At 73.4% G+C, this 12,957-nt stretch carries 11 protein-coding genes; 7 read left to right on the top strand and 4 right to left on the bottom strand.

Annotated features, from left to right (window positions below):
• Positions 1-52: 52 nt before the first annotated feature.
• The 4 genes from ACFY0I_RS24140 (at position 53) to ACFY0I_RS24155 (ending at position 3,577) form a co-directional block, all read left to right on the top strand.
• Positions 53-1,576, top strand: a complete 1,524-nt coding sequence (locus ACFY0I_RS24140) for an aldehyde dehydrogenase (NADP(+)) (protein WP_388899399.1) — start codon at positions 53-55, stop codon at positions 1,574-1,576.
• Between the two features lie 202 nt (positions 1,577-1,778).
• Positions 1,779-2,000, top strand: a complete 222-nt coding sequence (locus ACFY0I_RS24145) for a hypothetical protein (RefSeq protein ID WP_388899402.1) — start codon at positions 1,779-1,781, stop codon at positions 1,998-2,000.
• A gap of 62 nt (positions 2,001-2,062) precedes the next feature.
• A complete protein-coding gene (locus tag ACFY0I_RS24150) occupies positions 2,063-3,301 on the top strand; it encodes a TerD family protein (RefSeq protein ID WP_388899404.1) in 1,239 nt (412 codons plus the stop codon).
• Positions 3,302-3,403: 102 nt separating this feature from the next.
• The gene (locus ACFY0I_RS24155; RefSeq protein ID WP_388899407.1) at positions 3,404-3,577 is read left to right on the top strand and encodes a hypothetical protein; all 174 of its coding nucleotides are present in this window, start codon (positions 3,404-3,406) and stop codon (positions 3,575-3,577) included.
• Positions 3,578-3,614: 37 nt separating this feature from the next.
• Here the strand turns inward: ACFY0I_RS24155 and ACFY0I_RS24160 are convergent, their stop codons facing one another.
• Together ACFY0I_RS24160 and ACFY0I_RS24165 are read right to left on the bottom strand one after the other, a co-directional pair.
• Positions 3,615-5,054: an alkaline phosphatase PhoX gene (locus tag ACFY0I_RS24160; RefSeq protein WP_388899409.1), complete on the bottom strand. Its 1,440-nt coding sequence runs from the start codon at positions 5,052-5,054 to the stop codon at positions 3,615-3,617.
• A 306-nt stretch (positions 5,055-5,360) separates the two neighbouring features.
• Positions 5,361-6,887, bottom strand: coding sequence for a hypothetical protein (locus tag ACFY0I_RS24165; protein WP_388899412.1), 1,527 nt, complete (start codon positions 6,885-6,887; stop codon positions 5,361-5,363).
• Between the two features lie 378 nt (positions 6,888-7,265).
• Between ACFY0I_RS24165 and ACFY0I_RS24170 the strand changes: the two genes are divergently transcribed.
• Together ACFY0I_RS24170 and ACFY0I_RS24175 are read left to right on the top strand one after the other, a co-directional pair.
• Positions 7,266-9,107, top strand: coding sequence for an endonuclease/exonuclease/phosphatase family protein (locus ACFY0I_RS24170; RefSeq protein WP_388899414.1), 1,842 nt, complete (start codon positions 7,266-7,268; stop codon positions 9,105-9,107).
• A 272-nt stretch (positions 9,108-9,379) separates the two neighbouring features.
• On the top strand, positions 9,380-9,634 hold the full coding sequence (locus tag ACFY0I_RS24175; protein ID WP_388899417.1) for a hypothetical protein: 255 nt from the start codon (positions 9,380-9,382) through the stop codon (positions 9,632-9,634).
• Between the two features lie 109 nt (positions 9,635-9,743).
• On the opposite strand, the gene dapD is transcribed toward ACFY0I_RS24175, so the two are convergent.
• Together dapD and ACFY0I_RS24185 are read right to left on the bottom strand one after the other, a co-directional pair.
• Entirely contained in the window at positions 9,744-10,724 is a 981-nt protein-coding gene (dapD, locus tag ACFY0I_RS24180) for a 2,3,4,5-tetrahydropyridine-2,6-dicarboxylate N-succinyltransferase (RefSeq protein ID WP_388899420.1), read from the bottom strand.
• A gap of 9 nt (positions 10,725-10,733) precedes the next feature.
• Positions 10,734-11,990, bottom strand: coding sequence for an MFS transporter (locus tag ACFY0I_RS24185; RefSeq protein WP_388899423.1), 1,257 nt, complete (start codon positions 11,988-11,990; stop codon positions 10,734-10,736).
• A gap of 77 nt (positions 11,991-12,067) precedes the next feature.
• Here ACFY0I_RS24185 and ACFY0I_RS24190 point away from each other — a divergent pair, with 77 nt between their 5' ends.
• Positions 12,068-12,943, top strand: a complete 876-nt coding sequence (locus tag ACFY0I_RS24190) for a winged helix-turn-helix transcriptional regulator (protein WP_388899427.1) — start codon at positions 12,068-12,070, stop codon at positions 12,941-12,943.
• Positions 12,944-12,957: the final 14 nt, after the last annotated feature.

Raw genomic sequence — 12,957 nt, forward strand, 5'->3', positions numbered from 1 at the left:
CATCCACCGGAACGGCGTTCAGAATACTGAACGATCCAGGAGGTAGCGGGCGATGGCAGCGACACCAGTCTGGAGTGTGGACCCCCGCACCGGGAAGCGGCTCGAACGGGTTGCGGTGGAAGCCACACCCCGCGAGGTGGACGACGCCGTGCGCGCGGCGCACGCCGGCCGCGGCGCCCTGGCCGACGCCACCGCCCGCGCCGCCTTCCTGCGCGGAGCCGCCGACCTGCTGGACGACGCCGCCGACCTCGTCGTCGGGGCCGCAGACGCCGAGACCGCGCTGGGCGGCGCCCGGCTCACCGGCGAGCTGGCCCGCACCACCGGCCAGCTGCGGGCGTTCGCCGACGCCGTCGACGAGGGGGCGTACCTCGACGTACGGATCGACCGGGCCGATCCGGCCCTCACCCCGCCCCGCCCCGAACTGCGCCGCTACAAGGTGCCGCTGGGCGTGGTCGCCGTCTTCGCCGCCTCCAACTTCCCGCTGGCCTTCTCCGTGCCCGGCGGGGACACCGCGAGCGCCCTGGCCGCGGGTTGCCCCGTCGTCGTCAAGGCCCACCCCGACCACCCCGCCACCTCCGAGCTGTGCGCCTCGCTGCTGCGCCGGGCGGCGGTGGCGGCCGGGCTGCCCGCCGACGTGATCGCCCTGGTCCACGGTTTCGACGCCGGTCCGGAGCTGGTCCGCCACCCGCTGGTCTGCGCCGCCGGGTTCACGGGCTCCGTCCGGGGCGGCCGGGCCCTGTTCGACGCGGCGGCGGCGCGCCCCGTACCGATCCCCTTCCACGGCGAGCTGGGCTCCCTCAACCCCGTCGTCGTCACCCCGGCGGCCGCCGCCGAGCGGGCCGAGGAGATCGGCGCCGGTCTCGCCGGGGCCGTCACCCTGGGCGTGGGCCAGTTCTGCGTCAAACCCGGGCTGGTCCTGGTGCCCGAGGGCCCGGACGGCGACCGGCTCACCGGCGCGCTCGCCAAGGCCCTCGCGCAGAGCGCGCCGGGCGTGCTGCTCGACCACCGGATGCGGGAGAACTTCCTGGCCGGGGTCGGCGGCCGGGCCGCCCTGCCCGGGGTCACCGCCCCGGTCGCCGCGGGCCCCGACGGCGACCACGCCGTCGTCGCGGGCTTCCTGGACGTGGACGCCCGCGCGCTGCTGGAGGGCGCGGAGCACGAGCTGCTGCTGGAGGAGTGCTTCGGCCCGGTCACCGTCGTCGTGCGGTACGCCGGGCAGCACGAGGCGACCGACGTGCTGGGGCGCCTCGGCGGGAACCTGAGCGCCACCCTCCAGCTGTCCCGCGCCGAGGGCGAGGGCGCGCCGGGTCCGGCCGCCGAGCTGATCGAGCGGGTCACGCGGCTCGCGGGCCGGATCGTGGTGAACGGCTGGCCCACCGGGGTGGCCGTGGCCCCGGCCCAGCACCACGGCGGGCCCTACCCGGCTGCCACCTCCCACTCCACCTCGGTCGGCGGCACCGCGATCGAGCGCTGGCTGCGCCCGGTGGCCTACCAGGCGGTACCGGACGCCCTGCTCCCCCCGGAACTGCGCGAGGCCAACCCCCTCGGCGTACCCCGCCGCGTGACCGGCGCCTGAACCGGCGCCCGGGCCGGGACAGCCGCGCGCCACGTGACGGCGCCCGAGCCGGGACAGCCACGTGACGGCGCCCGAGCCGGGACAGCCGCGCGCCGCCGTCCCGGCCTCGGCCCGCCGCCCCGGCCGGGACCACGGGCGCCCCGCCTGCCCCGGCGCCGGTAATTGCGTTGCCGCCCCGGCCGCGCCCCGGCAGGCTGCCCGCATGCCGAAGCCACAGGGATTCACGTACGAGACGCACCGCGACGGCACCGTCGTCATCACGCACCGGGGCCGCGACGCGGGCACCCTGCGCGGCGGGCGGGCCGCCAAGTTCCTGGCCGAGGTGGAGTCCGGCGACGCGCAGCTCGTGATGGCCCGCTGGACCGGCGCCTACAAGTTCGGCAACGAGCGCATGGCGAAGAACCACCCGCGCAACCGGCACTGAAATTGGCCCCGAGGGTAAGGGAACGGCAAAGCCCCTCCGGTCGTTCACCCGGCATGACCGCTATGACCCCTGGTTCCAACCTGCCGCTCCATACCGCCCGAGTGACGGTCGACGTGGCTGCCCCGGTGCGGCTCGACGTGTCGGGACTCCTCCTCACGGCGGACGGCAAGGTGCGTTCCGACGCCGATTTCATCTTCTACAACCAGCCGTCCGGCCCCGGTGTCACCTACCGGTCCGGCGGCGGGTCGGCGCCCGACTCCATCACGGTGGACACCGCCGCGGTGCCGCCGGGCATCGAGCGCATCGTGGTCACGGCCAGCCCCGACGCCGCCGGGCAGACCTTCCAGGGCGTCGAGCCCACCGCCACCGTGCGGGACGCGGTCGGCGGTGCGGTGATCGCCACCTTCACCCCGCCGCAGCTCGGCTCCGAGACGGCGCTCGTGGTCATCGAGGTGTACCAGCGGGGCGGCGCGTGGAAGGTCCGCGCGGTCGGCCAGGGATACGCCAACGGCCTCGCCGGGATCGCGACCGACTTCGGGGTCTCGGTGGAGGACGAGCCGGCCCCGGTGGCCGCTCCCGCGCCCGTCGCGCCGCCGGCTCCCCCGACCCCCCCGACCCAGCACGCCCCCTCCCCCTGGCTCGGCGGACCCACGACGCCGGCGGCCCCTCCCGTCCCCCAGGCGGCCCCGTCCGCCCCGCCGGTCGCCGCCGCGCCCGGCGCCGGGAAGATCAACCTCGACAAGGGCCGGGTCACCCTCCAGAAGAACCAGACGGTGTCCCTCGTCAAGGGCGGCCGTCCGCTGTTGTCGCAGGTCAAAATGGGACTGGGCTGGGAGCCCGCGTTCCGCGGCCGGGACATCGACCTCGACGCGTCCGTCATCGCGTACGGCCCGCAGCGCAACCACCTCGACAGCTGCTACTTCGGCAAGCTGTCCATCCTGAACGGCGCCATCAAGCACTCCGGCGACAACCTGACCGGTGAGGGCGCCGGGGACGACGAGGTGATCGTCGTGGACCTCGGCCGGCTCCCCGCCGACGCCACCGGCCTCGTCTTCACGGTCAACTCCTTCTCCGGGCAGAAGTTCACCGAGGTCGCCAAGGCATACTGCCGGTTGATCGACGCGGCGAGCGGCGAGGAGCTGGTGCGCTTCGACCTCACCGGCGCCGAACCGCAGACCGGCGTCATGATGGCGAAGTTGATCAAGCAGTTCTCCGGCGAATGGGAGATGACGGCCCTCGGAGACTTTGTGAAGTCCCGCACAGTGCGCGGCATGGTGAAGCCCGCTTCCCAGGCACTCTGAGCAGGTGGGCGGGCACATGGCGCTACGAACGGCCGTACCGGGTGATCGACCCCACCCGTAATACGGAAGTCCGCGCCGGTGCCCGCCCGTAGCCTTGGACGCATGCAGAAGACACTCCGGCCCACGGGTCCCGCGCGCCCGTCCGCCGCCGAGGCGAACGAGGCGATCCGGCACCTCGTCGAGACCGGGGTGGACGGCGAGTGGCCCGCGGACGCGTACGAGTTCCTGCTGGAGGAGTGGGCCACGGCCGCCCGCGCCGAGGGAACCGCGCCCTAGACGGCCCGTCCGCCCACCCCTCACCCGTCGCGCGGGCTCAGCGCCCGCGCCGCCACGGTCCGGTGACGGCCAGCATGATGCCCGGGTCCTGGATGTTGGCGTACAGGGTGCGGCCGTCCGGGGAGAAGCACACCCCGGTGAACTCCGAGTACTCGGGCTCCTCGGCCGATCCGATGTTCAACTCGTTGCGCGCCAGCGGGTAGGTGCGGCCCGATTCGGTGGCGCCGAAGAGGTGCTGGAGCCCACTGCCGTCCTCGGCGATGACCAGCCCTCCGTACGGCGAGACGGTGATGTTGTCCGGGCCGTCGTATCCGCCCTCGACCGACGGGTCGGCGTTCACCCCGAGGAGGACGGTCAGTCGGACCGTCCGCCGCTTGGGGTCGTAGAACCACACCTGGCCGTCGTGCGCCGCGCCCGGGCTCTCCTCACGCGCGTAGGACGAGACGAAGTAGGCGCCGCCGTCGGCCCACCACATGCCCTCCAGCTTGCGCCCCCGGGTCACGGCGCCGTCGGTGAACTGCTTGCGGACGGGCACCGTCCGGGCGTCGCGGTCGGCCACCGGCACCCAGTCGACCCCGTACACCGTGCCGATCCGCGTCGCGCGGGAGAGGTCGTCCACGAAACGGCCCGAACTGTCGAAGCACTTGGCGGCGGCGAGGACACCGGCGTCTGCGGCGAGCGTACGCAGCCTGCCGCGCCCGTGCCGGAAACCGTGCGGCGGGGTCCAGCGGTAGAGCAGCCCGTTGGGGCCGGAGGCGTCCTCCGTGAGGTAGGCGTGACCGTGGCGCGGGTCGATGACCACGGCCTCGTGGTCGTACCGGCCGAAGGCCTTGACCGGACGCGGTTCGCGGTTGGCCCGGCGGTCGTGGGGGTCGACCTCGAAGACGTAGCCGTGGTCCTTCGTCATGCCGTTCCGGCCGGCCAGGTCCGAGTTCTCCTCGCAGGTCAGCCAGGTGTCCCAGGGGGTGGAGCCGCCCGCGCAGTTGGTGGAGGTGCCGGCGATGCCGACCCATTCGGCGACCTCGCCACCGCGCCGGACCTCGACGACCGTGCAGCCGCCCGCGGCGGCCGGGTCGTAGACGAGGCCCTCGGTGAGGGGGACGGGATGCTTCCAGCCGGTGCGCGGGCCCTTCAGTTCGTGGTTGTTGACGAGCAGGGTGACCCCCCTGTGGCCCGCGAAGGCGGCCGTGCCGTCGTGGTTGGAGGGGGTGCTCTCGCCGGATTCGAGGGTGGTGACGCCGCTGTGGGTGATCACCCGGTAGGTGAACCCGGCGGGCAGCGCGAGCAGTCCGGCCGGGTCCGGGAGGAGCGGGCCGTAGCCGGGGCCGTGCGGCCGGCCCCGCTCGTCCTGCCGCGAACCGTCACCGGCCGCCAGCGCTCCGGGGGCGGTGGCGAGCGCGCCGACCGTTCCCGTCAGGGCGACGCCCGCGCCGGCGAGGGCGGTACGGGTGGTGAAGTCTCTACGGCTGAGGGGCATCGGGTCTCCAGGGGTGGGGAGGTGGCGCCTGACGTACGGTCGTCGGCGCACACGCTCCCGCCCGTACGTGAACGGCCGCTGAACTACCCAGAAATGCGGGACGTCCCCTTGAGAGGCCCCGGAATGGCGAACTCCGACCCGGGAAAAGGCCTGTTGTGCATCCCCGGATCGCAGTCCCCCGGTCGCGCCCGCCACCCGGCGGCCGCCCGGTCGCGCCCGCCGGGTGTCAGGGCCGCCCGGTGTCAGGGCCGCCGGGTGTCAGGGCTGCCGGGTGTCAGGGCCGCCGGGTGTCAGGGCCGCCGGGTGTCAGGGCCGCCGGGAGCGGGCCTTGAACGCGGCCTTGCGGGCCTCCTTCGAAGCCTTCTTGTCCGGGTGCAGCCGACCCATCGCCTCCAGGACGTACGCCGTCGCGGGGTGCTCCACCCGCCAGACCTGGTCGAAGAAGCCCGTGTGGTGCTCGGTCAACGACTGCATCAACAGCGGGAGTTCCTCGGTCTCGCCGTCCGCCGCGAGCTGCGCCGCGATCGTGTCGACCGTCAGCCAGAACACCATGGCCCCGTCCGGAGCCGGTACGCCGGTCACCCCGCGCTCGGCCAGCCAGACCCGGGCGAGCCCGCCGAGCTCCGGGTCGTCGAGCACGGCCCGGACCGCCTCCTCGGCCTCGACTCCGGCGGGCGCGAGCGCCTGCTGGCAGCGCAGTCGGCGCAGCGGGCCGCCCTCGTCCACCCCGCGGGCCGCGGCCAGCAGTTCGGCGACCGCGGCGGGCAGCTCGCGCCCGGCCAGCCACTGTTCGATCTCGGCCTGGGCGGCGCTCTCCGGGTAGAAGGAGACCGTGTCGAGGAGGGTGTCCGCGCCCTTGTCGGCGAGGTCTCCGATCGCGGGGGCCTCCACCCCGGCCTCCAGCATGCGGGCGCGCACGCCGTACAGGCCGAGCGGGGTCAGTCGGACCATGCCGTACCGGGACACGTCCTCGTCATCGTCGTCCCAGCCGGCGGAGTCCGCGCCCGCCGCCGGGGCCTCGGCGCCGTCGGTCCCGGGGAACTCCTCGGCCTCCATCATGAGGGCCTCGTCGACCGGCCGGAACTCGACCAGCCCGATCGGTTCCAGCTGCCGGAACTGGTCGTCGAGGCGCATCATCGCGTCCGACACCTGCTCCAGCACGGCGTCGCTGGGCTCGCCCATGTCGTCGGGCACGATCATCGACGCGGCGAGCACGGGCAGCGGCACCGGCGCCTCGCCCGCGCCTCCCTCGGCGACGCTGAGCAGGTAGAGGTTGGCGAGGACACCGTCGAGGAAGTCGGCCTCGCGCTGGGGGTTCCAGTCCAGCCGGTCGAAGTCGATCTCGCCGCCCGCGTCCATGGCGTCGACGAGGTCGTCGAGGTCGGGCACGGCCGCGTCCGCGAGGACGGTGTCCAGGGCCGCCAGCCACAGGTCGAGCACGTCGCCGGGTGCCCCGCCGGCCAGCAGCGCGAGGTCCTCACCCGGTGCCGCGGTGCCGTACTCCGGCTCCCCGCCCTCGGCTCCGGCGCCGTCGCCGTTGTCCTCCTCGGGCTCGGTCACGTCGACCAGCCCGGTGTCCACGGCCACCCGCCAGGCCTGGCTCGCGTGGACCGGGCCGTCCTCGTCGGCGGCGTCGAGGCCGAGTACGGCCGCGGCCTCGGGAAGTTGGTCGGCGACGAGTTCACCGCCGACGTCGACGCGGGTGTCGGGCCCGGCCCAGCGGGCCAGCCGGACGGCACGGGCGAACAGCGGGGCGACGAGGGCGTCGCGGGCCAGCTCCGCATCGGAGTGCAGCCGTACCGGCGGCAGCGTGGGGTGCGGCTCTGCGGACATGGGGTGGTTCTCCTCGGACACGACGGGACGGTGGGGCGGTGGGGCGGTGGGCTGGTGACTCGACCGGACGGTGGGGCGGGTGGCTCGACGGGGGCGGCGGCCCGACGGGACGTCCTCGCGGGCGAGCCCCCGCGGGGACCCGGTCCCGGGGTCGATGCCGGGGTCGATGCCGGGCCGTCAGGCCTCTTACGGCGACCCAGCGTAGACGCAATCCGGGCAGCTCCGGGGGGCCATCGCCTTTGGTTCATCCCACAGTCGGCTGCCGTATCCCCTGGAGGCCTTGACAACGTCATTGGTCAACCAGGAAATTGACGCGCGTAGATGTATCGGGACCCTCAGGGTTCACCCTCCACCTCCTCCACACACCGGAGTTCCTGCATGCGCTCCTCGCATCCCCGTTCCGCCGCCGTCGCGGCCCTCGTCGCCTCCGCGCTGGCCACCGGCCTGCTCGTCGGTACCGCCGACGCGGCCGAGGGCGCCGTGTCCGCCGATCCGATACGCATTCACGACGTCCAGGGCACGACCCGCATATCCCCGTTCAACGGCAAGGCCGTCGCCGACGTCGAGGGCATCGTCACGGGCGTGCGCACCTACGGTTCGCGCGGCTTCTGGATCCAGTCCGCCGACGCCGACGACGACGCCGCGACCAGCGAGGGCGTCTTCGTCTTCACCAGTTCGGTACCGACCGTCGCGGTCGGCGACGCCGTGAAGGTCTCGGGCACGGTCGGCGAATACGTCCCCGGTGGCGTCAACTCCGGCAACCAGTCGGTCACCCAGATCGCGAAGCCGACGGTCACCGTGGTCTCCTCGGGCAACGCGCTGCCCCAGGCCACCGCCATCAACGAGTACACGGTTCCCGCCGCGTACGCCCCGGCAGGCGACACCACCGCCGGCGGCAGCATCAACGCCCTGACCCTGGACCCCTCGCGCTACGCGCTCGACTTCTACGAGTCGCTGGAGGGAATGAACGTCAAGATCGGCACCTCGCGCGTCGTCGGCGCCACCGACCCGTACTCCGAGCTGTGGGTCACGGTGAAGGGCTGGGAGAACACCGCCAAGCGCGGCGGGACCATCTACGGCTCGTACGAGTCCCAGAACACCGGCCGCCTCCAGATCCAGCAGCTCGCGCCCGTCGCGCAGCAGCCCTTCCCGGTCGCCAACGTCGGCGACAAGCTGACCGGCACCACCGAGGGCCCCCTGGACTTCAACCAGTTCGGCGGCTACACGCTGGTGGCCCGCACCCTGGGCACCGTCAAGGCGGGCACCCTCGCCCCCGAGAAGACCAAGGCGCAGGCGGCGAACGAGCTCGCGGTGGCCACGTACAACGTGGAGAACCTCGACCCGAGCGACCCGCAGGAGAAGTTCGACGCGCTGGCCAAGGCGGTCGTGGAGAACCTCGCCTCCCCGGACATCCTGGCCCTGGAGGAGATCCAGGACGACAACGGCGCCAAGAACGACGGCGTCGTCGCGGCCGAGCAGACGCTGACGAAGTTCACCACGGCGATCGCGGCGGCCGGCGGCCCGGCCTACCAGTGGCGGACCGTCAACCCGGAGAACAACAAGGACGGCGGCGAGCCCGGCGGCAACATCCGTCAGGTGTTCCTCTTCAACCCGGCGCGGGTCTCCTTCACCGAGCGCGCCCCGGGCGACGCGGTGACGGCGACCGGGGTGACCTCGGTCGACGGCAAGGCGGCGCTGACCCACTCCCCCGGTCGCGTCGACCCGGCGAACCCGGCCTGGGCCGACAGCCGCAAGCCGCTCGCGGGCGAGTTCTCCTTCAAGGGCAAGCCGGTCATCGTGATCGCCAACCACTTCGGTTCGAAGGGCGGCGACGAGGGCCTGACCTCGCACCACCAGCCGCCGGTGCGCTCCTCGGAGGCCAAGCGACTGCTCCAGGCCCAGGCGGTGAACGGTTTCGTCAAGGACGTCCTGGCGGTCCAGAAGAACGCCAACGTGCTCGTCCTCGGTGACATCAACGACTTCGAGTTCTCGGCCACGACCGAGGCCCTCGCGGACGGCGGCGCGCTGTACCCGGCGATCAAGTCGCTGCCGAAGGCGGAACGGTACTCCTACGTCTACCAGGGCAACGCGCAGGTGCTGGACCAGATCCTGACCAGCCCGGCGATCAAGTCCTTCACGTACGACAGCGTGCACATCAACGCGGAGTTCGCGGCGCAGAACAGCGACCACGACCCGCAGGTGCTGCGCTTCCGCCCGTAACACCCGCGGACCGCAGGGGGCCCGGGCGCCGTCCCGCCCGGGCCCCCTGCCCCGTTTCCGGCCGGATGCGGGGCCGACGGCCGGTGGGCGGGACGCCGTCGGGTCGGGCCGATCGCGCGGGCATTGCCGGACAACTGGGGACTTTCGGCCCTGGCGTGACCCTCACCACATCTTTCCCGAATGGGCCGGTTGTGGTGGTTGAGTATGCGCACGCCCGATCTTTGACCCGTGTTCGTACCGGCTCGTCCCGCTCGCACCCCGCGGAGGACCGCGTGTTCCCCTCCATCTCGCCCGCCCAGGAAATCGGCCTCGCGATCCTGTTCGTGGCCGCGCTCGTCTGGATCGTCGGCCTCGGCCACATGCTGTGGGACAGCCGTTTCCACCACCCCGAGCCGGCCGCGTACGAGGGCCTGTCGGCCATCCCGGCCCAGCGCGGCCCCAAGGGGCACCCGATGGAGTCGGTGGAGCTGACCGAGGCCGAGCAGCAGGCCTTCGCCGGCCTGGTCCGCACGATCCCGCTCGGCTGAGCCCTACCCCGGCCCGCACGCACGCAACGCCCGCGAGCACCCCGGACATGCGAAACGGCGCCCCCGCCCGACAGATGGGGAGGGCGCCGCTCGTACCGGCCCGCGCGGGTCAGTTGTGGCTGTGCAGGACCTCGTTGAGGCCGCCCCAGGCCGCCTTGTAGGGGCGGGCCTCGACGGCGCCGGTCACCGAGTTGCGGCGGAAGAGGATGTTGTCGGCGCCGGAGAGCTCCAGGGCCTTGACGATCTGGCCGTCCGGCAGGGTGACGCGGGTGCCCGCGGTCACGTACAGGCCCGCCTCGACGACGCACTCGTTGCCCAGCGCGATGCCGATGCCCGCCTCGGCGCCGATCAGGGTGCGCTCACCGATCGAGATGATCTGCTTGCCGCCGCCCGAGAGGGTGCCCATCGTGGACGCGCCGCCGCCGATGTCGGAGCCGTCGCCGACGACGACGCCCGCGGAGATGCGGCCCTCGACCATGGAGGTGCCGAGGGTGCCGGCGTTGAAGTTGACGAAGCCCTCGTGCATGACGGTGGTGCCCTCGGCGAGGTGCGCGCCCAGGCGGACCCGGTCCGCGTCGGCGATGCGCACGCCCTTGGGGGCGACGTAGTCGGTCATGCGGGGGAACTTGTCGATCGAGGTGACCTGGAGGTGCAGGCCCTCGGCGCGCGCGTTCAGGCGGACGGTCTCGACCTGGTCGACGGCGACCGGGCCCAGCGAGGTCCAGGCGACGTTGGTCAACAGGCCGAAGACGCCGTCCAGGTTCTGGCCGTGCGGCTTGACCAGGCGGTGGCTCAGCAGGTGCAGGCGCAGGTACGCGTCGTGGGCGTCGAGCGGCTTGTCGTCCAGGGAGGCGATCACCGTGCGGACGGCTACGACCTCGACACCGCGGACCGCGTCCGAGCGGATGGCCTTGGCCGCGGCGGCGCCGAGGAGCTCCACGGCCTGCTCGGCGGTGAGGCGCTCGGTTCCGGCCGGGCCGGGCTCGGCGGCCAGCTCGGGGGCGGGGAACCAGGTGTCGAGGACGGTGCCGTCGGCGGTGAGGGTGGCAAGTCCGGCGGCGACGGCGCCGGTGGTACGCGTAGCAGTCATGCCCGAAACCTAACCGGCGACGGCCCGCGGTCGCGAACCGGTCTCATGTGACGGTCTCGCGGCGCGTCGGGCCTGTCGCCACGAGAGGGCGATGACGGCCGCGCCCGCCGTGGCCGCCAGCGCCGCGCACAGCGGCCACAGCAGCCCGGGGGCGGCCGCGTAGAGCGCTCCGCCCGCGAGGGGCCCGAGGACGACCCCGCTGACCGAGACCCCCGCGTACAGGCTCTGGAACCGGCCGACGGCGTGGTCGGGGGCCTGGTCGGCGACGTAGGCGGTGGCGGTGGTCTTGTAAAGGATCTCGCCGAGGCTCAGCAGCACCATCATCGTGATGGCGCTCGCCGGCCCGGCGCCCCCGATCAGCGCCGCGTACCCGGCTCCGACGAGTACGAGGCCGGTCCCGATGACCGCGAGCGGCGGCCGGTCGCGCAGGGCGACGGCGGCGGGCAGCTCCAGCAGCAGGACGACGGCCCCGTTCAGGGCGATGGCCAGGCCGAACGCGCGGACGTCGAGGCCGTGGTCGGCGAGGAAGACGGGGAAGGTGAAGTACTGCTGCCGGTAGACCACGTCCACCACCAGGATCGCCGCGAGCAGCGCCGGCACGGCGGGACGGGCCCGTAGCTCCGCGAGGACGCCGCGGCCCAGACCCCCGTCCGGGGCCGCGGCGCCCTCGCGGACGGCGCCCCGGGCGGGTACGGCCCGGGCTGTCCACAGGGCGAAGAAGAGGGTGCCGAGGCCGTCGCCGACGAAGAGCCACTCGTACGAGAGGCCGCTCGCGACCAGGGCGCCCAGGGGCGGGCCGAGGGTGAAACCACCGTTGGCCGCGCAGCGTACGACGGCGAACGCCTGTCGGCGGTTCCCGTCGGGGACGGTGACGGCCACCAAGGCCGCGTTGGCCGCGCGGACCACGCCGGACGCGTACTGCGCCAGCGGCAGGGCCGCGTACAGCAGCGGGGTGGGGAGCAGCGGGAAGGCCATCAGGGTCAGGCCGCCGAGGGTGGAGGCGGCGAGCAGGACGCGGCGGTGGCCGAAGCGGTCCCCGTACCAGCCGCCGGTGAAGTTGCCGGCGACCAGGCCGATGCCCCCGACGCCGGTGACGACACCCGCCTCGGCGGCGCCGAGGCCGCGCGGGCCGGTCAGGTAGAGGAAGACGAAGACGAACGTGAAACTGACGACGGCGTTGACGAACACCCCCGCAGCCAGCAGCCACACGACCCTCGGTACGTCCTTGAACCCCTGCAGCACACCGCGTCCCCCGCATCCACGCATTCACGCATGAGTAAGTTCCCTTTAGGAACGGACTATGTCAGCATGACAGCCTGGGGTCAACGGACGAAGGAGTACCCATGGCCCAGCGCACGCACCTCGGCGAGGCGGACTGTTCCATCGCGCAGGCCCTCGACGTCGTGGGCGACTGGTGGACGCTGCTGATCGTGCGCGACACCGCCCGCGGCCTGCACCGCTTCGACGAGCTCCAACGCGAACTCGGCATGTCCCGCAAGGTGCTCACCGAGCGGCTGAAGATGCTGGTCGAGGCCGGGGTGCTGACGCGCGAGCCGTACCAGGAGCGCCCGGTACGGCACGAGTACCGGCTGACCCCGCGCGGGCGGGGGCTGCTGCCCGTCCTGGTGGCCCTCCAGGACTGGGGTGACACCTGGGTCCTGGGAGAGGGAGAGATGACGGCCACGGCGGGGGAATCCTCGAAGGAGGCGGTACGGGTCCACGCGTTGCGCGGCACCCGGCTGCCCGAGTTGCTGCTGCCGGACCGGTTCGGCGAGCTCCGCGACCCGGTCGCGGACACGCCCTTCACCGTCCTGTACTGCTTTCCGGGCGCGTACGCCCGGGCGGAGTCCTACCCGCCCGGCTGGGCGGGGATCCCGGGCGCGACGGGCTGCACCCTGGAGTCGTGCACGTACCGCGACCAGCTCGCGGAGTTCACCGGGGCCGGCGCGACCGTGCACGGGGTCTCGACCCAACGCCCCGACGAGCAGAAGGAGTTCGCGGAGAAGGAGCGGTTGCGCTTCCCGCTCCTGTCGGACGCGGGACTCGACCTGGTGACGGCCCTGCGCCTGCCGACGTTCCGCGCGGCGGGGATGACCCGGCTCAAGCGGCTGACGCTGGTGGTGGATCGGGACCGGACGGTCCGCGAGGTGTTCTACCCGGTCCGGGACATCGAGGCGAGCGTGGCGGCGGCCCTGGCGACGGTCCGCGGAGCGGCCTGAGCCCACCGAGCCGG

Origin of the sequence: Streptomyces sp. NPDC001568 (genome assembly GCF_042893755.1) — a bacterium.
Taxonomy (GTDB): Bacteria; Actinomycetota; Actinomycetes; order Streptomycetales; family Streptomycetaceae; genus Streptomyces.

Bases quoted from the DNA above. Each gene is read 5' to 3' on its own strand.
- ACFY0I_RS24140 (WP_388899399.1), top strand. From the start codon at position 53: ATGGCAGCGACACCAGTCTGGAGTGTGGACCCCCGCACCGGGAAGCGG.
- ACFY0I_RS24145 (WP_388899402.1), top strand. From the start codon at position 1,779: ATGCCGAAGCCACAGGGATTCACGTACGAGACGCACCGCGACGGCACC.
- ACFY0I_RS24150 (WP_388899404.1), top strand. From the start codon at position 2,063: ATGACCCCTGGTTCCAACCTGCCGCTCCATACCGCCCGAGTGACGGTC.
- ACFY0I_RS24155 (WP_388899407.1), top strand. From the start codon at position 3,404: ATGCAGAAGACACTCCGGCCCACGGGTCCCGCGCGCCCGTCCGCCGCC.
- ACFY0I_RS24160 (WP_388899409.1), bottom strand. From the start codon at position 5,054: ATGCCCCTCAGCCGTAGAGACTTCACCACCCGTACCGCCCTCGCCGGC.
- ACFY0I_RS24165 (WP_388899412.1), bottom strand. From the start codon at position 6,887: ATGTCCGCAGAGCCGCACCCCACGCTGCCGCCGGTACGGCTGCACTCC.
- ACFY0I_RS24170 (WP_388899414.1), top strand. From the start codon at position 7,266: ATGCGCTCCTCGCATCCCCGTTCCGCCGCCGTCGCGGCCCTCGTCGCC.
- dapD (WP_388899420.1), bottom strand. From the start codon at position 10,724: ATGACTGCTACGCGTACCACCGGCGCCGTCGCCGCCGGACTTGCCACC.
- ACFY0I_RS24185 (WP_388899423.1), bottom strand. From the start codon at position 11,990: ATGCGTGGATGCGGGGGACGCGGTGTGCTGCAGGGGTTCAAGGACGTA.
- ACFY0I_RS24190 (WP_388899427.1), top strand. From the start codon at position 12,068: ATGGCCCAGCGCACGCACCTCGGCGAGGCGGACTGTTCCATCGCGCAG.